This window comes from Pseudomonas sp. 2024-210 (genome assembly GCF_045062345.1).
Lineage (GTDB): Bacteria > Pseudomonadota > Gammaproteobacteria > Pseudomonadales > Pseudomonadaceae > Aquipseudomonas.
The window spans coordinates 56500-75965 of sequence record NZ_JBJGEJ010000003.1 but is presented as its reverse complement, the minus strand read 5'-3'; the positions used below and the strand labels follow the sequence as shown (position 1 = coordinate 75965).

23 protein-coding genes are annotated in these 19466 nt (G+C 57.5%); 6 read left to right on the top strand and 17 right to left on the bottom strand.

The window, feature by feature from the left end; translation table 11 throughout:
• The 9 genes from hemW to ACI7MX_RS04950 form a co-directional block, all read right to left on the bottom strand.
• Complete coding sequence (hemW, locus tag ACI7MX_RS04990) at positions 1-1215, bottom strand: radical SAM family heme chaperone HemW (protein ID WP_405584449.1); 1215 nt, start codon at positions 1213-1215, stop codon at positions 1-3.
• Positions 1212-1808, bottom strand: coding sequence for an RdgB/HAM1 family non-canonical purine NTP pyrophosphatase (gene rdgB / locus ACI7MX_RS04985; RefSeq protein WP_314492197.1), 597 nt, complete (start codon positions 1806-1808; stop codon positions 1212-1214). The genes hemW and rdgB overlap by 4 nt, the downstream gene beginning before the upstream one ends.
• Positions 1805-2227 carry a DUF4426 domain-containing protein gene (locus ACI7MX_RS04980; protein ID WP_314492200.1) on the bottom strand — a complete coding sequence of 141 codons (423 nt, stop codon included), beginning with the start codon at positions 2225-2227 and terminating at the stop codon, positions 1805-1807. Before ACI7MX_RS04980 ends, rdgB begins: the two co-directional genes overlap by 4 nt.
• Before the next feature lie 24 nt (positions 2228-2251).
• The gene (metW, locus tag ACI7MX_RS04975; RefSeq protein ID WP_314492203.1) at positions 2252-2872 is read right to left on the bottom strand and encodes a methionine biosynthesis protein MetW; all 621 of its coding nucleotides are present in this window, start codon (positions 2870-2872) and stop codon (positions 2252-2254) included.
• A 7-nt stretch (positions 2873-2879) separates the two neighbouring features.
• Positions 2880-4019, bottom strand: a complete 1140-nt coding sequence (locus tag ACI7MX_RS04970) for a homoserine O-acetyltransferase (protein WP_122785496.1) — start codon at positions 4017-4019, stop codon at positions 2880-2882.
• 121 nt (positions 4020-4140) lie between these two features.
• Complete coding sequence (locus ACI7MX_RS04965; RefSeq protein ID WP_405584455.1) at positions 4141-4440, bottom strand: DUF167 domain-containing protein; 300 nt, start codon at positions 4438-4440, stop codon at positions 4141-4143.
• Positions 4440-5027, bottom strand: coding sequence for a YggT family protein (locus ACI7MX_RS04960; RefSeq protein ID WP_405584458.1), 588 nt, complete (start codon positions 5025-5027; stop codon positions 4440-4442). The genes ACI7MX_RS04965 and ACI7MX_RS04960 overlap by 1 nt, the downstream gene beginning before the upstream one ends.
• Positions 5028-5037: 10 nt before the next feature.
• Positions 5038-5856 (bottom strand): pyrroline-5-carboxylate reductase, encoded by an 819-nt coding sequence (proC, locus tag ACI7MX_RS04955; protein WP_405584461.1) that lies wholly within the window; start codon positions 5854-5856, stop codon positions 5038-5040.
• A 35-nt stretch (positions 5857-5891) separates the two neighbouring features.
• Positions 5892-6578, bottom strand: coding sequence for a YggS family pyridoxal phosphate-dependent enzyme (locus ACI7MX_RS04950; protein WP_405584464.1), 687 nt, complete (start codon positions 6576-6578; stop codon positions 5892-5894).
• A 57-nt stretch (positions 6579-6635) separates the two neighbouring features.
• Between ACI7MX_RS04950 and ACI7MX_RS04945 the strand changes: the two genes are divergently transcribed.
• Entirely contained in the window at positions 6636-7634 is a 999-nt protein-coding gene (locus tag ACI7MX_RS04945) for a type IV pilus twitching motility protein PilT (RefSeq protein WP_405584467.1), read from the top strand.
• 85 nt (positions 7635-7719) lie between these two features.
• On the opposite strand, the gene ACI7MX_RS04940 is transcribed toward ACI7MX_RS04945, so the two are convergent.
• Complete coding sequence (locus tag ACI7MX_RS04940; protein WP_405584470.1) at positions 7720-8379, bottom strand: C40 family peptidase; 660 nt, start codon at positions 8377-8379, stop codon at positions 7720-7722.
• A 251-nt stretch (positions 8380-8630) separates the two neighbouring features.
• Between ACI7MX_RS04940 and ACI7MX_RS04935 the strand changes: the two genes are divergently transcribed.
• Positions 8631-9035, top strand: coding sequence for an NINE protein (locus ACI7MX_RS04935; protein ID WP_405584473.1), 405 nt, complete (start codon positions 8631-8633; stop codon positions 9033-9035).
• Positions 9036-9784: 749 nt separating this feature from the next.
• Here the strand turns inward: ACI7MX_RS04935 and ACI7MX_RS04930 are convergent.
• From ACI7MX_RS04930 to gshB, 7 genes are all read right to left on the bottom strand, one after another.
• Positions 9785-11056: a dihydroorotase gene (locus tag ACI7MX_RS04930; RefSeq protein WP_314486708.1), complete on the bottom strand. Its 1272-nt coding sequence runs from the start codon at positions 11054-11056 to the stop codon at positions 9785-9787.
• A complete protein-coding gene (locus ACI7MX_RS04925) occupies positions 11053-12057 on the bottom strand; it encodes an aspartate carbamoyltransferase catalytic subunit (RefSeq protein WP_314486706.1) in 1005 nt (334 codons plus the stop codon). Before ACI7MX_RS04925 ends, ACI7MX_RS04930 begins: the two co-directional genes overlap by 4 nt.
• Before the next feature lie 12 nt (positions 12058-12069).
• Positions 12070-12588: a bifunctional pyr operon transcriptional regulator/uracil phosphoribosyltransferase PyrR gene (gene pyrR / locus ACI7MX_RS04920; RefSeq protein WP_314486704.1), complete on the bottom strand. Its 519-nt coding sequence runs from the start codon at positions 12586-12588 to the stop codon at positions 12070-12072.
• A gap of 89 nt (positions 12589-12677) precedes the next feature.
• A complete protein-coding gene (gene ruvX / locus ACI7MX_RS04915) occupies positions 12678-13112 on the bottom strand; it encodes a Holliday junction resolvase RuvX (protein ID WP_122785485.1) in 435 nt (144 codons plus the stop codon).
• Entirely contained in the window at positions 13112-13684 is a 573-nt protein-coding gene (locus tag ACI7MX_RS04910; protein ID WP_314486701.1) for a YqgE/AlgH family protein, read from the bottom strand. Before ACI7MX_RS04910 ends, ruvX begins: the two co-directional genes overlap by 1 nt.
• A gap of 63 nt (positions 13685-13747) precedes the next feature.
• Positions 13748-14647: an energy transducer TonB gene (locus tag ACI7MX_RS04905; protein ID WP_314486699.1), complete on the bottom strand. Its 900-nt coding sequence runs from the start codon at positions 14645-14647 to the stop codon at positions 13748-13750.
• A 123-nt stretch (positions 14648-14770) separates the two neighbouring features.
• Positions 14771-15736, bottom strand: coding sequence for a glutathione synthase (gene gshB, locus ACI7MX_RS04900; RefSeq protein ID WP_314486697.1), 966 nt, complete (start codon positions 15734-15736; stop codon positions 14771-14773).
• 246 nt (positions 15737-15982) lie between these two features.
• Here gshB and pilG point away from each other — a divergent pair, with 246 nt between their 5' ends.
• Genes pilG through ACI7MX_RS04880 form a run of 4 tightly spaced genes read left to right on the top strand, consistent with a single transcriptional unit; the run spans position 15983 to position 19455 of the window.
• Positions 15983-16390 carry a twitching motility response regulator PilG gene (gene pilG / locus ACI7MX_RS04895; protein WP_405584480.1) on the top strand — a complete coding sequence of 136 codons (408 nt, stop codon included), beginning with the start codon at positions 15983-15985 and terminating at the stop codon, positions 16388-16390.
• 41 nt (positions 16391-16431) lie between these two features.
• The gene (gene pilH, locus ACI7MX_RS04890) at positions 16432-16803 is read left to right on the top strand and encodes a twitching motility response regulator PilH (protein WP_314486692.1); all 372 of its coding nucleotides are present in this window, start codon (positions 16432-16434) and stop codon (positions 16801-16803) included.
• 10 nt (positions 16804-16813) lie between these two features.
• Entirely contained in the window at positions 16814-17353 is a 540-nt protein-coding gene (locus ACI7MX_RS04885; RefSeq protein ID WP_314486690.1) for a chemotaxis protein CheW, read from the top strand.
• 47 nt (positions 17354-17400) lie between these two features.
• Complete coding sequence (locus ACI7MX_RS04880) at positions 17401-19455, top strand: methyl-accepting chemotaxis protein (protein WP_405584485.1); 2055 nt, start codon at positions 17401-17403, stop codon at positions 19453-19455.
• The last annotated feature ends 11 nt before the right edge of the window (positions 19456-19466 follow it).

Here is a 19466-nt window from a genome sequence, read left to right as displayed (position 1 = left end):
TTAGATCAAAAAATGCTGCAACAGGTCGTTGAGAAACAGCTGGCCTCTAGCGGTTGCCGCCAGGCGTGTCGGTTCGACCTGCAATAGGCCACTTTGTTCTGCCGCTGTGCGCCCAGCACTTAAACTCTCAAGCGATAAACCGGTGCGCTCTGGGTACAGTGATGAGTCGACACCATCAGTCAGGCGCAAGGCGTTCATTAGAAACTCAAATGGCAGCTCTTCGGCAGTCAGAGTTTTCTCACCTGCTTGAAAGTTTTTGGCTGGATTCAAGTAGTCCTTAGGCAGTCGGGTTTTCCAAGTGCGCACGATACGGCCATCAGGATGGTTCAATTTGCCGTGGGCGCCAGCGCCGATGCCGATAAAGTCGCCAAAGCTCCAGTAGTTAAGGTTGTGCCGCGCTGCTCGGCCGGGTTGGGCATAGGCAGACACTTCGTATTGGCGGTAACCATGCTCGGCGAGCAGCGCTTGCCCTGCTTCCTGAATGTCCCACAGGGTGTCGTCTTCGGGCAGCTCAGGCGGCTTGTTCCAGAACACCGTGTTGGGTTCCAGCGTCAGCTGATACCACGACAGGTGGGTCGGCTTGAGCGCGATGGCCTGGCGCAAATCGCTCAGGGCGTCGTCCAGCGACTGATCGGGCAACCCGTGCATCAAGTCCAGGTTGAAGTTGTCAAAGCCCGCCTGACGCGCCATGCCGGCGGCACGTACGGCCTCGTCACCGTTGTGGATGCGGCCCAGCGCCTTGAGCTTCTCTTGCTGAAAGCTCTGGATACCAATCGACAGGCGATTGATGCCCAGTTTTCGGTAAGCCATGAACTTCTCTTGCTCGAAGGTACCGGGGTTGGCTTCGAGGGTGATTTCAATATCGCTGGCAAACGGGATACGTGCTTCGACGCCTTTCAGCAGTCGGCCCAGAGCGTTTGCACTGAACAGGCTCGGGGTGCCGCCGCCAAAGAAAATCGAACTCAATTCACGGCCATAGACGGCATGCAGGTCTTGATCAAGGTCTGCCAGCAGCGCGTCCACATACTCCTCTTCAGGCAGTACGGGGCTTGCGGTGTGGGAGTTGAAGTCGCAATACGGGCATTTACGCACACACCACGGAATATGGATGTACAGCGACAGCGGTGGCAGTTGCGTCAGTGGCGTGCGCGGCGCCTGCTGAGTAAAGCCGGCCTCACCCAGATAGAGCGGCTGTGGCGGGGTATCGTGGGTCATTTCAAGCCCAGACGCTGACGCAGCAAGGCCATGGCGCGGGCGCGGTGGCTGAGCTGGTTTTTTTCGACCGGGGTGAGGTCGGCGCTGGAGCAGTTGCGCTCGGGCACCCAAAACAGCGGGTCGTAACCAAAGCCGTGCTCGCCACTGGCCGCAGGCAGAATGCGACCGTGCCACAAACCTTCGCAAATGATCGGCAACGGATCATCGGCATGGCGCACCAGCGCTAGTACACACACAAACTGGGCGCCACGCTCCGCTTCGGGCACGTCTTTGAGCGCTTCTAGCAGCTTGGCGTTGTTGGCCGCATCGCCTTGCCCCTCGGCGTAGCGCGCGGAGTAAATGCCCGGCGCGCCGCCGAGAAAATCCACCGCCAACCCGGAATCGTCCGCCAAGGCTGGCAAGCCCGAAATGCGCGCCGCGTTACGGGCTTTGAGAATGGCATTTTCAACAAACGACAAACCGGTTTCTTCCGGTTCGACCTGACTGAATTCTCCAATCGAGCGCAACTGCACCGACTCGCCGAGCATGGCCTGAAGTTCTTTGAGTTTGCCGGCGTTGTGGCTAGCCAGTACCAGTTGCGTGAAGTTGATCATTGGATGGGAGCAATCTCTTGGGAAAAATCGATGTCTTTCGTCTCGCCATTGATTTTGAGCTGGATGTCAAAAACATAAACCTGAGACGGTTTAACTGGAAATTGAGCGAAGTAATCAATGGCACCACTGTCATTGATCACCTGTTTAAAGGTCAGAGGCCGGGCCTTGGTCTCGCCGACTTCGCGGAATGTGCCTTTCACCGTACTCGATAGTTTTTGCTCGGCCCTGGACAGGTTGATATTCAACGCACCTAGTTGAGGGCTGCGCTGCAACCCATACTTTTCAGTGATCTGGGGACTCAAGAAGTTGGACATGAAGGCATTGTAATTAACGATCGTGCCGCCAACGTCGACGGCACCGGCTGCTACAGCCTGTAAGGCGAAGCCCATCGACAGCAGCAGTAATGCGATACGACCCATTGCCTTTCTCCTTGAGTGAACCTGTTATACGGCGACTTTATGATCCTGAAGGCCAGGAGTGCTGACACGGTAAATGCCAATCTCGCCCAACAGGTTAGGCCATAACTTACTCGCCCACCCGTGTCGGTGTTGTTGATCGACGGCAAGGCGATTGATGACTTGGGCATCACGCTCGCGACACAGCTCTTCAAAGTCTTCGAACGTACAGAAGTGGATGTTCGGCGTGTTGTACCAGGTGTACGGCAGAAACTCGGACACCGGCATGCGGCCCTTGCTCGCCAGATACCAGCGGCAACGCCAGTGGCCGAAGTTTGGAAAGGTGATGATGCACTGGCGGCCTACGCGCAGCATTTCGTCAAGAATCCGGTCGGGGTAGTGCACGGCTTGCAGCGCCTGGGTCATGACCACGATGTCGAAACTGTTGCTGGCGAAGTTGCCCAGCCCTTTGTCGAGGTCTTGCTCGATAACGTTAATGCCTTTGGCGACGCATTCGGCGATATTGTCCGGGTCGTTTTCCAGGCCATAGCCGGTGACTTGCTTGTTGTCGCGCAGCCAGCTCAGCAGTTCGCCATCACCACAACCGAGGTCGAGCACGCGGCTGCCGGCGGGGATCCAGTCTTGGATGATTTCCAGGTCGGCTCTCATGGCGTTCTCACAATTCTATGCGGTTCATGTAGTTGCTGAAGGCTTGCAGGTAACGCGGGATCGGAATCAGGAAGGCGTCATGGCCTTGTGGAGCATCGATCTCCAGGTAGCAGACGTCTTTCTTGGCGGCCATCAAGGCATCCACAAGCTCCCGCGAGCGGGCGGGCGAGAAACGCCAATCGGTGGTGAACGACATCACGCAAAAGCGGGCCTTGGCATTGGCAAAGGTTTTGGCCAGGTCGTCGTCAAAATTTGCTGCCGGGTCGAAGTAGTCCAGAGCTTTGGTCATCAGCAAGTAGGTATTGGCGTCGAAACGCCCGGAGAACTCTTCACCCTGATAACGCAGGTAGCTTTCGACCTGAAACTCGACGCTGTGGAAGTCGTAGTTGAGGTTTTCGTTTTTCAGACCACGGCCGAATTTCTCACCCATCGAGTCATCAGACAGGTAAGTGATGTGGCCGACCATGCGCGCCAGCATCAGACCGCGCTTGGGGATCACGCCTTTTTCCTGGAACGAACCGCCGTGGAATTCGGGGTCGGTGAGGATGGCTTGGCGTGCGACTTCGTTAAAGGCGATGTTTTGCGCTGACAGTTTGGGTGCCGAGGCAATGGCCAGGCAATGGCGAAGGCGCTCCGGGTAGCTGATGCTCCACTGCAAGGCCTGCATCCCGCCCAAACTGCCGCCGATGATGGCGGCCCATTGGTGGATGCCCAGGCGATCGGCCAGACGAGCCTGGCTGTGCACCCAGTCTTCCACGGTCAACACCGGGAAGTCGGCGCCAAACGGGCGACCCGTTTCAGGGTTGATGCTGCTCGGGCCGGTTGAGCCATTGCAGCCGCCCAGGTTATTCAGGCTGACGACGAAGAACTTGTCGGTGTCGATAGGCTTGCCGGGGCCGATGCAGCTGTCCCACCACCCGGGCTTGCGATCATCGACGCTGTGAAAACCAGCGGCATGGTGATGGCCGGAAAGCGCGTGGCAAATCAGTACGGCGTTGGTGGCGTCAGCGTTGAGCTGGCCATAGGTTTCGTAAATCAGGTCATAGGCCGGCAGTGAACGGCCGCAGGCGAGCGCCAGGGGTTCGCTGAAGTGCGCCATTTGCGGCACAACCAGACCAACGGAATCGGGGGGAAAGGCAGCTGGCATCGACCCTGCTCTCATTTAAATGAGGCGTAAGTCTAATGAGCGGGGGGCAGAGCGGCAAGCAATGGTCTGGGATGATTTCGCATACGACGGCTTTGCCGTCGGACGCAGCCTGCGGCAGCTGCTACGAATGCAGGGGTTTTACCAAATCGGGCAGATCAGGCAGCTTTTTCGGGGCATGCAGGCGCACGCGCTTCTGGCGATTGAGTTCGCCGCTGATCAGGCTCACCTGACTTTTGGAGATGCCAAACGCCTTGGCCAGAAAGGCCATCAGGTGGGCGTTGGCCTTGCCTTCGACCGGCGGGGCGGTGAGGCGAATCTTCAAACGGTCACCGTGCAGGCCAGCAAACTCGTCGCTGCTGGCTTTGGGTTGCAGGTGGCAGTCGAGAATCAGGTCCTCACCGTCCCAACGGAAATAACTCATCAGATCAGGCCGAACAGCTCAAGCGGCATGTTGACGCTCATGGCCAATGGCGGGATGACAAAGCTCTGGAACAGCTGGATCACCATGAATGCCAGGATCGGCGAGATGTCCAGGCCGCCCATGCTCGGCAGAAAACGACGAAACGGTGCCAGTGCAGGTTCGGTGATCTGGTTGACCAGTTCTGCGCCCGGGCTGGTGCTGCCGGGTGCTACCCAGGAGAGGATCACGCTGATGATCAGGGCGTAGAAGAACACGTTCAGGAACAGCTTCAGCACGCCAATTATTGCCCAGAGAAACAGGCCCAGCACGGTGAACGGGATATAGCTGAGCATCAGTACGACGGCGAAAATCACCATTTGTACGATGATGGCCAAGACCAGCGACGACATGTCCAGACCGAACATGCTCGGTATCACGCGACGCAGCGGCTTAAGCAGTGGCTGGGTGGCTTTGACGGTGAATTGGCAGATCGGGTTGTAAAAGTTCGCCCGCACCAGTTGCAGGATGAAACGCAACAGAACGATCAGCAGGTAGAGACTACCCAGGGTTTGAATTACAAAAATGGCAGCGCCATTAAGTCCAGACATCATGTGCTCCTTATTGACCCAGTTGTTCGGCCATTTCGGCCGAGCGGTGCGCGGCGGCACTCAATGCTTTTTCGACCGTGGCGGCAAAGCCGTCGGCCTGGAATGATTTGATCGCCGCTTCAGTCGTGCCGCCCGGTGAGGCGACCTGGCGGCGCAATTCTGCGGCATCGACATCGCTGTCAATGGCGATCTGTGCAGCGCCCAAGGCGGTGTGTTCGGCCAGTGTCTCAGCCATTTCGCGGGTCAGGCCAAGTTTTACGCCAGCGGCGGTCATGGCTTCAATCAGCAGGAAGAAGTACGCTGGGCCGCTGCCGGAGACGGCGGTTACAGCATCCAGCTGGACTTCTTCGTCGACCCAGAGCGCAATACCGACGGCGCTCAGCAATTGTTCAGCCTGCTGGCGTTGTTCAGCGGTGACATCAGCAGTGGCATATAGACCGCTAGCGCCTTTACCTACAAGAGAGGGTGTGTTTGGCATGCAACGAACCACCGGTTGTTCACCGACCCAATTACGCAGGCTGGAGCACGTAATGCCTGCCGCCACGGAGATGAGCAATTGGCCGGGCTTGAGGCTCGAACGCAAGGTTTGGCAGACGTCTTTCATGAGCTTGGGTTTAACCGAAAGCACAATGACGTCAGCGTCCCTGATCGCTTGCGCGTTATCGGCAAAGGCTTCAATCCCGTGCTCAGCCGCTACTTTGGCGCGCGTCTCAGGGCTGGGTGCGCTGGCGCAGATCTGTGAGGTGCCAAACCCTTTGGCCAGCAGGCCGCCGATCAGGCTGGAAGCCATGTTACCGGCCCCGATAAAGGCAATACGCGTTTTGCTCATTACAGATCCTTAAAAAAAAATTGAGGTCGGTCTGCTCAGGCTTGACCGTAATCCCGGGCGCCAAATAATGCAGTACCTATGCGCACCCATGTTGCCCCTTGGGCAATGGCTGACTCCAGGTCGTGGCTCATGCCCATGGAAAGTGTATCGAGCCCCATGTTCAGGCTTTCTTGCAGCTGGCGAACGGTCGCAAAGGCAGCGTCTTGTGCCGCCCGGTCATCGGTGGGTTCAGGAATCGCCATCAACCCGCGCAACTTCAAGCGGGGCAGTGCATTGATAGCGGCTGCCAGCGCTGGCAAGTCGTGTGGTGTGCAGCCGGATTTGCTGTCTTCGCCACTCACATTGACTTGAATGCAGATGTTCAGCGGTGGCAATTCTGCCGGACGCTGTTCACTCAAGCGTTGGGCAATTTTCAGGCGGTCTACCGAATGCACCCACGCAAAATGCTCGGCGATGTCGCGCGTCTTGTTCGATTGAATGGGGCCGATGAAGTGCCAACACAAGGGCAGTTCGGCTAATTCGACCTGTTTGGCCCGGGCTTCTTGCAGGTAGTTTTCGCCAAAGTCGCGAATCCCAGCGGCATAGGCTTCACGCAGCGCAGCGGCAGGTTTGGTCTTGCTGACTGCGAGCAAGTGAATGCTGGTTACATCACGTTGCACAGCCAGTGCCGCGGCACGGATGCGAGCCTCAACTTCGACAATGTTGTCAGCTATCGTGGACATTCTTTTAAGCCCGCCGTTGTGAAAGTCTGCGGCATTCTACTGGAATTGGGAGGGCGGATGGATATCGCCGAGTTGTTGCTGTCGGGCATTGATCGGGGCGCTTCGGATGTACACCTGTCGGCGGGTGTGGAGCCGATGTTTCGGATTGATGGCGATATGTATCGTAGTGAATGGCCAGCACTGGAGCCGGATCAAGTGCGTACGTTGATTTACAGCGTGATGAGTCAGGCTCAACGCACAGCCTTTGAAGCCACGCATGAAGCGGATTTTGCCTGCGTGGTGGTCGGCCTGGGGCGGTTTCGAGTCAATGCCTTTGAGCAGTTGCGAGGGGTAGCCGCGGTGTTCCGTGCTATCGCTCAGGCAGTACCGAGTCTTGAATCGTTGGGCCTGAGCGCTTTTTTTGAACGGTTGTGCCAGCAGCGGCCAGGTCTAGTGCTGGTTACGGGCGCCACGGGATCGGGCAAGTCCACCACGTTGGCGGCGATGATTGACTGCCTCAACCGAGCTCGCCAGTTGCACATCCTGACCATAGAAGACCCGATCGAGTTTATTCATGAGTCGTGTCAGTCCCTGATTAACCAGCGCGAGGTGTCCCGCGATACCCGTAGTTTTAGCGCCGCCCTGCGTTCGGCATTGCGTGAAGATCCCGATGTGATTGTGCTGGGTGAAATGCGTGATCTGGAGACCGTTCGGCTGGCGTTGAGCGCCGCAGAAACCGGACATTGGGTGTTCGCCACCCTGCACACGTCGTCAGCGGCAAAGACAGTTGATCGGGTGGTCGAGGTGTTTCCCGCAAGCGAGAAAGCCCTGATTCGCACGATGTTGTCCGAGTCCTTGCAGGCTGTTATTTCCCAGACACTCATCAAGAAAATCGGCGGCGGACGGGTGGCTGCTCACGAAATCATGCTGGCGACGCCGGCGATTCGGAATCTGATTCGGGAGAACAAGGCGGGGCAGATGGTGTCAGCGATCCAGACAGGTGCAACCGTTGGCATGCAGACGCTGGAGATGAGCCTGAACAGGTTGGTAGAAAAGGGGTGGGTAGAACGTATGTAGTCACTGCCGCAGGCTGCGATGGGCCGCAAAGCGGCCCTCTACAGGCTAAAGGGCCGTATCGCAGCCTGCAGCAGCGATTACAGGTTTAGCGTTGAACGACCTGCAAATTGGCTTTTTCTTTCGGCAGAACCCGCTTGGCAACCACATAGTGGCTCTGCCAGTAAGGCTTTTTCAGGGTGTCGATGGTCACCGATTTGCCACGGCGGGGTGCGTGAATAAAGCGGTCGTTGCCCAAATAGATGGCGACGTGGTTGACCTTGCGGCTTTTGATATTGAAGAACAGCAAATCGCCGGGCTTCAGATCCTTGCGGTCGACCTTTTGCCCGTGACCGCTGGCCATTTCGCTGGAGGTACGAGGCAGATCAATCGCGGCCACATCATTAAAGGCGTATTTGACCAGACCGCTGCAGTCGAACCCTTTACTTGGGCTGCTGCCGCCCCAACGATACGGGGTGCCCAACACATTGACAGCGCGGCTCAGGACCGTGCTGCTTTGCTTGTTGGCAGCCGCCAGTGAAGCCGTCGCTATTTTGCCGGGGGCTTTGCGATGGGCTTTACTGGACGCAGGACGTGCTACGGTTTTAACCGTGGTCTTGCTGTTAGTTGCAACAAAAGCAGCACTCGCAGATGATTTTGCGGTGTAGCCAGTGAAGCCAGAAGGAAGATGTTGCTCACGATTGGTGGCGTGGGCGGCCAGTGGCATTAATAGGCAAATGGTTAGCCATGTCTTGAATAAAGGACGCATTCGGCAGGGCTCGTTGGTGGTTAGCGCGAAACTTTATAACAGCTTTTTTGTCCTTTCTCAGTCCGTTTGTCGATTGGACTTGGGGGTCAAAAAAGCCACAGAGGTGACAAATTGTCGCTTGGTAGCTGTGCAGGTCAGGTACCACAAGGCTTTGCGCCAAATCTTGTAAGACACTTTTACCTGTTGCGCGACAATAAAAAAGTCACAAAAAACTTCAGTATTTTTTTCTATCGACGGCAAAGAGGGTATTTATGAGCGGCTATCGAGAAGATACGCACAGCAAAGTCATGGGGTATTTGCTGTGGATTTTTGGTTTTCTGGGGGCACATCGTTTCTATTACGGCAAGCCGGTGACCGGGACGATTTGGTTTTTTACATTGGGCTTGCTGGGTATCGGCTGGGTGATCGACTTTTTCTTGATACCGAGTATGGACCGTGAGGCGGACTTGCGGTTTACCTCTGGGGATACGGATTACAGTGTGGCCTGGATTCTGTTGACGTTTCTCGGGTTGTTTGGCGTGCACCGCATGTATATGGGTAAATGGATTACGGGGGTTATCTACCTGCTCACTGGCGGTTTGTTCTTGATTGGTATTCTTTATGACTTCTGGACATTAAACGAACAGATTTCGATCAAGAATGCAGAACGGCGGTAGATCAAAGTCAAAAGCCCCTCACCCTAGCCCTCTCCCGGAGGGAGAGGGGACTAAAAGCAACAACAGGTCTTCAGCAGATCTTCGCAACGCCCCGGATCAAGCTCCCTCTCCCGGAGGGAGAGGGGACTGAAAGCAACAGCAGGTCTTCAGCAGATCTTCGCAACGCCACTCATCAAGCTCCCTCTTCCGGAGGGAGAGGGGACTGAAAGCAACAGCAGGTCTTCAGCAGATCTTCGCAACGCCACACATCAAGCTCCCTCCCCCGGAGGGAGAGGGGACTAAAAGCAACAACAGGTCTTCAGCAGATCTTTGCAATGCTCCAGATCAAGCTCGCTCTCCTGGAGGGAGAGGGGACTGAAATCAACAGCAGGTCTTCAGCAGATCTTCGCAATGCCCTAGATCAAGCTCCCTCTCCCGGAGGGAGAGGGGACTGAAAGCAACAACTGGTCTTCAGCAGATCTTCGCAATGCCCCAGATCAAGCTCCCTCTTCCGGAGGGAGAGGGGACTGAAAGCAACAGCAGGTCTTCAGCAGATCTTCGCAATGCCCTAGATCAAGCTCCCTCTCCCGGAGGGAGAGGGGACTAAAAGCAACAACAGGTCTTCAGCAGATCTTCGTAACGCCACACATCAAGCTCCCTCTCCCGGAGGGAGAGGGGACTAAAAGCAACAACAGGTCTTCAGCAGATCTTCGTAACGCCACACATCAAGCTCCCTCTCCCTCTGGGAGAGGGTTGGGGTGAGGGTGCTCTTAGCCTTCGTAGCTGATCCGGCCGTCTACCAACGTGTAGCGCACGGCACTCGGCAGGCAATGGCCCAGGAATGGGCAGTTATCGCCCTTGGACAGCCATTTCTCGCCCGCTACGGTCGACGACGCAGGGTCAAACAACACCAGATCCGCGGGTGAGCCTACGCTCAACCGACCGGCTGGCAAGCGCAACGCATCAGCCGGGCCCGCACTCAGTCGCGCCAGCAACGTGGGCAAATCGAGCAAGCCGTCTTCCACCAGAGTCATTGCCAATGGCAACAGCAACTCAACGCCGCTCATGCCCGGTTCGGTTGCACCGAATGGCGCCAGCTTGGCATCACGCTCGTGCGGCTGATGATGGCTGGAGATGGCTTGCACCACTCCCGACTTCACCGCCTCACGCAAACCGTCACGGTCTGCGCGGGTGCGCAGCGGCGGTTGCACGTGGTACACGCTGGAGAAATCCACCAGCGCTTCATCCGTCAGAATTAATTGATACAGCGCCACGTCAGCGGTGACTTTAAGCCCCCGCGCCTGAGCTTGAGCAATCAGGGCTACACCGCGTGCACTGGTCAGCTGACTGAAGTGCGCACGCACGCCGCTTTGCTCTACCAGCAGCAGATCACGCGCCAACGCCACGGTTTCAGCCGTCTCCGGGATGCCCGGCAAACCACGGAAGGCCGCCATCGGGCCGTCATGCGCCAAACCACCTTCAGCCAGATCACGATCCTGTGAGTGAAAAATCACGGTCAGATCAAAGGTGGCCGCGTATTCCAATGCCCTGCACAGGGTACGGGCATTGGTGAAGCTGTTAAGGCCGTTGCCAAATGCAACACAGCCCGCGTCGCGCAGGGCTATGAGCTCGGCCAGTTGCTCGCCTTCCAGCCCTTTACTCAGTGCGCCAATGGGGAACACTTTGCAGTTCCCGGCTTCACGGGCGCGGTCAAGGATTAGCTCGGCCACGGCGGAGGTGTCCAGCACCGGTTTGGTGTGAGGGGGGCAGCACAGGCTGGTCACGCCGCCGGCAGCAGCTGCACGGGTTTCGCTGGCGATGGTTCCTTTGCGGCTGTAACCCGGCTCGCGTAACGCTACGTTCAGGTCGACCAGCCCCGGGGCAGCCACCAGGCCTTTGGCGTCGATGGTTTGGGTTGGGCTGAAACCAGCGGGTGCAGCGCCAATGGCAACAATTTTGCCCGCTTCCAGATGCAGGTCAGTCACTTGATCCAGTTGACTGCTCGGATCAATGACGCGGGCGCCGAGAATGCTGAGCTTCACTGTGCTTTCTCCTGTTCAAATTGGCGCTGGGCCGTTTGCCCGCTCATGGTCATGGACAACACCGCCATGCGCACGGCGATACCGTAGGTCACTTGATTGAGAATGACCGAATGCGGGCCGTCGGCTACCGCCGATTCAATTTCTACACCCCGGTTGATCGGGCCGGGGTGCATCACGATGCAGTCCGGTTTGGCGCCGGCCAACCGTGCAGTGGTCAGGCCAAACAGGCGATAGAACTCACCTTCACTCGGCAGCAGACCACCAGACATACGCTCGCGTTGCAGGCGCAGCATGATCACCACGTCGACGTCTTTCAGGCCTTCGGTCATGTCGGTGTAGACCTTCACGCCGTATTGTTCGATGCCGATGGGCAGCAAGGTTTTCGGTGCGATCACGCGAATGTCCTTACAGCCCAGGGTCTTGAGCGCAATCATGTTCGAGCGCGCTACACGCGAGTGCAGAATGTCGCCGACGATGGCGACTGAGAGGTTTTCAAAGCCGCCCTTGTGACGACGAATGGTCAGCATGTCGAGCATGCCCTGGGTCGGGTGCGCGTGCCGTCCGTCGCCGCCGTTGATGATTGCCACCTGCGGGCACACGTGTTCGGCAATGAAGTGCGCGGCGCCGGAATCGCCGTGGCGCACCACGAACATGTCGGCCGCCATCGCTTCCAGGTTGCGCAGGGTGTCGAGCAAGGTTTCTCCCTTGCTTGCCGACGAGGTGGACACGTTGAGCGTGATCACGTCAGCGGACAACCGCTGGGCTGCCATCTCAAAGGTCGTACGCGTGCGCGTGGAGTTTTCAAAGAACACATTGCACACGGTCTTGCCGCGTAACAACGGTACTTTTTTCACCGCTCTTGCGCCGACTTCAAGGAACGAGTCGGCGGTGTCGAGGATTTCCGTCAGCAGTTCGCGGGGCAGGCCGTCGAGCGACAGAAAGTGGCGCAACTGGCCCTGATCATTGAGCTGCAGCGGGCGCTTGGCGTCTGTAGGCGTCATCGCAATGGTCTCTTATTGGGCAGGGTTTACGGATGAATCTTGCAGTTCCAGAATCAGCGGCGCGGGGCCGGACAATTTGATCCGCTCGTTCGGTTTGAGGGCCAAGGTGGCGCCCACGACGTCCGGACGAATGGGCAATTCTGCAGCGTCCAGGTCCAGCAGGCTGACGAGCGTGACGCTGGCCGGACGACCATAGTCGAATAGTTCGTTGAGCGCGGCGCGAATGGTGCGTCCGCTCATCAGCACGTCGTCAATCAACACCAGATGCTGGCCGTCGATTTCGAAAGGCAAATTGGAGGGGCGCACTTGCGGGTGCAGGCCATTCTGGCTGAAGTCGTCGCGGTAAAAGGACACATCCAGCGTGCCCAGCGGCGCATCGCAGTTCAGGGCATCCAGCAGCGCTTGAGCCACCCAGATGCCGCCGGTGCGAATGCCGATAAAGCGTGGTTCAGTGATGTTGCGACGGGTCAGATGGGCTTTGAGATCAAGCGCCATCTGAGCGATCAGTTCAGTCGGGACAGGCAGGATCATGGTGGCTCCTTAAAAGCTGCGCGCGGCACAACCGGCCGCGGCGGGCGCAAACAGTGGACCGCGTCATCATGACAAACGCAGTATCAGACTCAAGATTCAGCCGGGTGCTCGTCGAGCCAGCCTTGCAGCACCAGTTTGGCGGCAATGGCATCGACGGGGTTGTCGCGGTAACTGCCCCGCTGCCCGCCCTGGGCCCGGCGTTCGCCCTTGGCCTCGAAGGTGGTCAGGCGTTCGTCGTGGGTAAACACGGGCAAATTGAAACGGCCATTGAGGCGATTGGCAAACTTTTGCGCACGGGCGCAGAACTCGCTCGGTGTGCCGTCCATGTTCAAGGGCATGCCGACCACCAGCGCGTCGGGTTGCCATTCCTTGATGAGCTTTTCGATCTCTTCCCATTTGGGAATGCCATTTTCGGCTTTCAGGTTGCACAACTCGCGTGCCTGGCCGGTGATCATCTGGCCGACAGCAACGCCGATGGAGCGTGTGCCGTAGTCAAAACCCAGCAGTAAACGAAGGCTGGCCATCAGGAATGGCCTGCTTGACGGGTTAACAAATTGAGGTCGACTCCGAGGTGTTTGGCGGCAGCGTCAAGGCGCAGTTCGCAGGGTGTTTCAAAGAGGATGTGCGCCGCGTACGGGCAGGTTAGCCACGCGTTGTCGGCAAGCTCGGCCTCAAGCTGACCGGCATCCCACCCGGCATAACCCAGGCAAATCAGGCTGCGTTGCGGGCCGTGGCCGTCAGCAATGCTGGAGAGCACGTCGGCCGAGGTGCTGAGGGCCAGTCCGTCTTCAAGCTCGACGGTCGCATCAAATGTGTTGCCGGCAGGATGCAGCACAAAGCCACGGTCAACCATCACCGGCCCGCCAATGTAGATCGGTACATGCTGGCATAAGGGCGAAGGCACTTTGTCCGGGCGCAGTTGCTCCAGAATATCGGCCAGCGAGAGGTCTGAGGGTCGGTTGATCACCAGCCCCATGGCCCCATTGGCCGTGTGCTCGACGATGTAGGTCAAGGTCTGGGCAAAGTCTGGATCGGCCATGTGCGGCATGGCGATCAGAAATTGATGCTTGAGGTAAGTCGGGGCGTGGTTTTTCATGAGCCTTAGTGTGGCGCTGGCAACGTGAACTGACAAGTTGGCGGATGATAAAAGCCTGGCCGGCTAATTACTCGACAATCGATCACCCTGAGTAAACTTCCAGGTGCGGATAATCTCCAGCCGATCAATGTCTGCCAAGTCGCCGGTGAACGGCGCAAAAGGGGCTGCCAGCCTGACGATTCGTTGTGCGGCTTGATCCAGCAACGGTTGCCCGGAGGATTCAAGCACCAGCACTTCGTGCAGCGAGCCGTCGCGATTGATCGAGACCAGCAAGCGCAAGGTGCCGTAGATTTTCTCGCGACGGGCCTGTTCCGGGTAGTTGAGGTTGCCGATGCGTTCGATTTTTTTGCGCCAGTCCTCTTTGTACCAGGCGCCTTTGTCGCGCATGGTCGATGCCGCACTCATGCGGTAAATCTTGGGACGCTTGGCATACAGCTGCTGATCATTGGCCAGTTCGGCTTCAAGGCTGGAAATCTCGCTGGACAGTTGCGAGCTGTCAAACGTGGGAATGTTGGCTTTGGGCGCCGCTTCGGTTTTGACCTTGTGCGGTTCGCTGGCGGCTTTTTTCGGCTTGGGTGCCACAGTGGTCACTGACGGCTTGGGCGCGGCCTGGGGTTGCTCGGGCTTGGCAGCCGGGGGCGGCGTAACTTTTTTTACGGTGTTGTCCTGGAACGGTGCAATTTCGGTGGTTTTGGGCACCGCTTTCTTGTCCAGGGTGCCGCTGCCTTGTTGATTGTCCTGTGCCAGAAAATCAGCTTTTTCCGGGGCTTTGTCGCTTTTAAAGGTCGAGAGGGTGATTTCTAGGGTTTTGCTGATCTGTTTAGGCTCGCTCATGCTGAAGCCCACCCCCAGAATCACGGCGATGTGAATCAACGCCGCGATAAACAGGGTAAAACCCAGCCGGTCGGCTGCGCGCACGCCGCTATGGCTCAGTTCAGGGGGCAGGTCGCTGGGGAGAGGCATAAAAAACCAACATCGCAGGTTTTACGGTTCGGCATGATACCGCAATGTTGGTTTTTAGCGGCAAGGAGGAAAGCTGCACGCTGCAAGTTAAAGGCGGTCCGCTTGCAGCGTGCAGCATCTGTCTTAACGCTTGCGGCTGCTGCCCTCCAGCTTGCGCTGAATCGCATCCATCAGCAGGGCACCGATGTTGGTACCGAAGGCGTTGTCGATTTCGCGGATGCAGGTCGGGCTGGTGACGTTGATTTCGGTAAGGTGCTCACCGATCACGTCCAGGCCGACAAACAAGAGACCTTTTTCACGCAGGGTAGGGCCAACTTGTGCAGCGATCCAGCGGTCTTTTTCGCTCAGTGGCCGGGCTTCTCCACGACCACCTGCCGCCAGGTTGCCACGGGTTTCGCCGTGCGCCGGAATCCGCGCCAGGCAGTAATCCACCGGTTCGCCGTCGATCATCAGGATGCGCTTGTCGCCGTCCTTGATCGCGGGCAAGTAGCCCTGCGCCATGATTTGTTGCGTGCCGTTGGCCGTCAGGGTTTCAAGGATAACCGACAGGTTCGGATCGCCGACCCGGTGGCGGAAAATCGAGGTGCCGCCCATGCCGTCCAGCGGCTTGAGGATCACGTCACCGTGCAAGGCGGCGAATTCACGCAAGACATCGGCGCGGCGGCTGACAACTGTCGGTGGTGTGCACTGGGTGAATTGCGTGGCGAACAGTTTTTCGTTGCAGTCACGCAGACTCTGCGGCTTGTTGACGATCAGCACGCCGTCGCGTTCAGCCTGTTCGAGCAAGTAGGTGGAGTACACAAACTCCATGTCGAAGGGCGGGTCCTTGCGCATCAGGATGACGTCCAGATCGCTCAGGGCGGTATCGGTCTCGTTGCCCAGCTCAAACCATTTCTCAGGGTTGGCGAACACGTTAAGCGGTTTCATCCGCGCCCGGGCCTTACCTTCGTTCAGGTAGAGGTCTTGCTGCTCCATATAGAACAACGTCCAGCCGCGGTCCTGTGCGGCCAGTAGCATGGCCAGCGAGCTGTCCTTCTTATAGGAGATGCCCGCAATGGGGTCCATGACAATCCCGACTCGAACGCTCATGGCAAATTCCTCAAGTAAATAGTGGGCGCAAAGGCTTTAAAAGTGCCGCCAGAGTGGCGCTGAGCGCGGGCTCGGTCAAGAAAAAAACGCCTGCTCCAGCCGGGTCGGACCGCGTTCATGGATTGCCGGTAGAGACTGTGCTAAAAAGGCTCGCACCGTGCTGACAGCCCTTGTCCATCAAGGAGTTGGGGTTTTTGGCCGAACAGTTGTAACAAATTGGGTCGCTGTGGCGATGGTAGAGCACATATGGAAAAACACTCCAGCATCTTGAAGGTGATGGTCATTGACGACTCGAAAACCATCCGCCGCACGGCCGAAACGCTGCTGAAAAACGTCGGTTGTGAGGTTATTACAGCCATTGACGGTTTCGATGCGCTGGCCAAGATTTTCGACCATCATCCACATATCATTTTTGTCGACATTATGATGCCGCGTCTGGACGGTTATCAGACCTGCGCGCTGATCAAAAACAATCGGGCGTTCAAGCTGACACCCGTCATTATGCTGTCATCCAAAGACGGATTGTTTGACAAGGCCAAGGGGCGAATAGTGGGTTCTGATCAATTTTTGACCAAGCCTTTCAGCCGGGATGAACTGCTGAGTGCCATCAAGGCCCATGTACCCGGCTTTAACATCGCTCTAGGCACGCAATGACCCTCGGCCGCTGGCCGCTCACCTGATAAATGGGGAACACCATGGCTCGCATTCTGATCGTCGATGATTCGCCGACTGAAATGTACAAATTGACCGTCATGCTGGAAAAGCACGGTCATGTCGTGCTCAAGGCCGAACACGGTGCCGATGGCGTCGCGTTGGCGCGACAGGAAAAACCGGATGCGGTGTTGATGGATATTGTGATGCCGGGCCTTAACGGTTTTCAGGCTACGCGTCAGTTAACCAAAGACTCCATGACCCAAAACATTCCGGTCATTATGGTGACCACCAAAGACCAGGAAACTGACAAGGTGTGGGGCACCCGCCAAGGGGCGAAGGGCTATTTGACCAAGCCGGTCGAAGAAGAGGCCTTGGTCAAAGAGATCAACCGCGTTTTATCGCTGACCGAGTGATTTAGTCTTTATGCCCGGTTCACTGACCGCCTACGAGATGCTGCTTGAGATAGACCAGCGCTGCCGTTCATTGGCCGCTGGCCTGGTGCCTGCCCAAGCACAGGACAATACGTGGAGCGGCATCGGTTTTCGCATCGGCGAGCACACCTGTGTGGCGCCGATCGCTGAAATTGCCGAAATCCTTCATGAGCCGCGTTTCACCGCGTTGCCTGGGGTCAAACCCTGGGTTCGGGGTGTGGCCAATTTGCGCGGGCAATTACTGCCGATCATGGACTTGTGCGGCTTCTTCGCAATTGACTCCTCACTTGTCCGTAAGCAGCGTCGCGTGCTGGTGCTGGAATACAAAGATGTGTTTGTCGGCTTGCAGGTGGATGAGGTGCTGGGCATGCAGCATTTTGCACAGGCCGATCTGGATGCCAATGCGCAGGTATTGCCCCCGGCACTGCTGGCACCCTATGTAAAAGGGCATTTTACCGGCGAGAACACGTGGTGGGTATTCAGCCCGTTTGCCTTGGCGCAGGCCCCCCAATTTTGGGCGGTGGCCGTGTGATTGGCCGACCTGCTTCACCTTCTGTTTCAACCTTCGGGGCTTGATCGATGACCACCACAAGTAGCGCCAAATCCATGGAAGGCTCACGCAGTCGTGCGCAGATCATGGTGCTATTTGTAGCCCTGATCGTGTTTATCATGCTGCTGTTTGCCAACTTTGCTTACCTCAATACCCAGTCCAATTACGACAAGCAGTACATCAGTCACGCCGGTGAGTTACGTGTGCTGTCGCAGCGCATTGCCAAAAACGCGACCGAAGCCGCCGCAGGCAAAGCGGCTGCTTTCAAATTACTGAGCGATGCGCGCAACGATTTCAGCCAGCGCTGGGGGTATTTGAAGGAGGGTGACCCGGCCACCGGCCTGCCCCCGGCGCCATCAGCTGTTCACAAAGAAATGAAGGCGGTACAGCGGGACTGGGAGCAATTACTCAACAGCACCAACGCGATTCTTGCCAGCGAACAAACCGTGTTGTCCCTGCATCAGGTGGCCGCCACATTGGCTGAGACCATCCCGCAGTTACAGGTCGAGTATGAAAAGGTCGTAGAAATCCTCCTGCAGCGGGGTGCGCCTGCCGGGCAGGTGGCGCTGGCGCAGCGTCAATCCTTGTTGGCCGAGCGAATTCTGGGGGCTGTGAATACCATACTGGCTGGCGACGAGAATGCGGCGCAGGCCGCCAGTACTTTTGGCCGGGATGCCAATCGTTTTGGCCAAGTGTTGAACGGCATGCTGGAGGGCAATGACGGGTTGCGGATTTCCGAAGTTGAAGAGAAGGATGCCCGCGCCCGCCTGCTGGAGATTGCAGAGCTGTTCCAATTCGTCTCAGGCTCGGTAGACGAGATTCTGGAGACGTCGCCGCAGCTGTCCCATGTGCGCGCCGCCGCCGACCAGATTTTCAGCCTGTCGCAAACCTTGCTCGATGAAGCCTCGGTACTGGCCAATGGATTTGAAAACCTGGCCAACAGTCGCTATCTCGACATCATTGGAGGCTACGTTCTGGGGCTGCTGGCGCTGGCGTCGATCATCCTCATCGGACTGGTGATGGTGCGCGAGACCAATCGGCAGCTACGTGAAACCGCCGAGAAAAACGAGCGTAACCAAAACGCGATCATGCGTTTGCTGGATGAGATCGCGGACCTGGCCGACGGCGATCTGACCGTAACCGCTTCGGTCACGGAAGATTTCACCGGCGCCATTGCTGACTCGATTAACTATTCGATTGATCAACTGCGTGAGCTGGTGGCGACCATCAACTTGACCGCTGGCCAAGTGGCGGGTGCGGTGCAGGATACCCAGGCCACCGCGATGCAACTGGCCAAAGCCTCGGAGCATCAAGCCCAGCAAATCACCGAAGCCTCCGGGGCGGTTCAGCAGATGGCCCATTCCATTGATCAAGTGTCCGCCAACGCCTCCGAGTCGTCGGCGGTGGCTGAGCGCTCCGTGGCCATTGCCAATAAAGGCAATGAAGTGGTGCACAACACCATCCACGGCATGGACAACATTCGTGAACAGATTCAGGACACCGCCAAGCGCATCAAGCGCTTGGGTGAGTCATCGCAGGAAATCGGCGACATTGTCAGCTTGATTGACGACATTGCCGACCAGACTAATATTTTGGCGCTTAACGCGGCGATTCAGGCTTCAATGGCCGGTGACGCCGGGCGCGGTTTTGCCGTGGTGGCGGACGAAGTGCAGCGTTTGGCCGAACGCTCGTCGGCGGCCACGCGACAAATTGAAACATTGGTCAGGGCAATTCAGGCGGACACCAACGAGGCGGTTATTTCCATGGAGCAAACCACCACTGAAGTGGTGCGCGGTGCCCGTCTGGCGCATGACGCCGGCGTTGCGCTGGAGGAGATCGAAGGTGTTTCGCAGAACCTCGCTGATCTGATTCAAAGAATCTCAAACGCCGCACAAGAGCAAACCCGTTCAGCGGCGCAGATCTCCCTGACCATGAACGTGATTCAGCAAATCACTAACCAGACTTCGTCCGGTTCTACTGCCACCGCTGACAGTATTGGCAATTTAGCCAAAATGGCCCGCCAATTGCGGCGCTCGGTGTCGGGCTTCACCTTACCGCACACCTCGCCCCGTGAGCCACAGTAGTTCTGACTGGA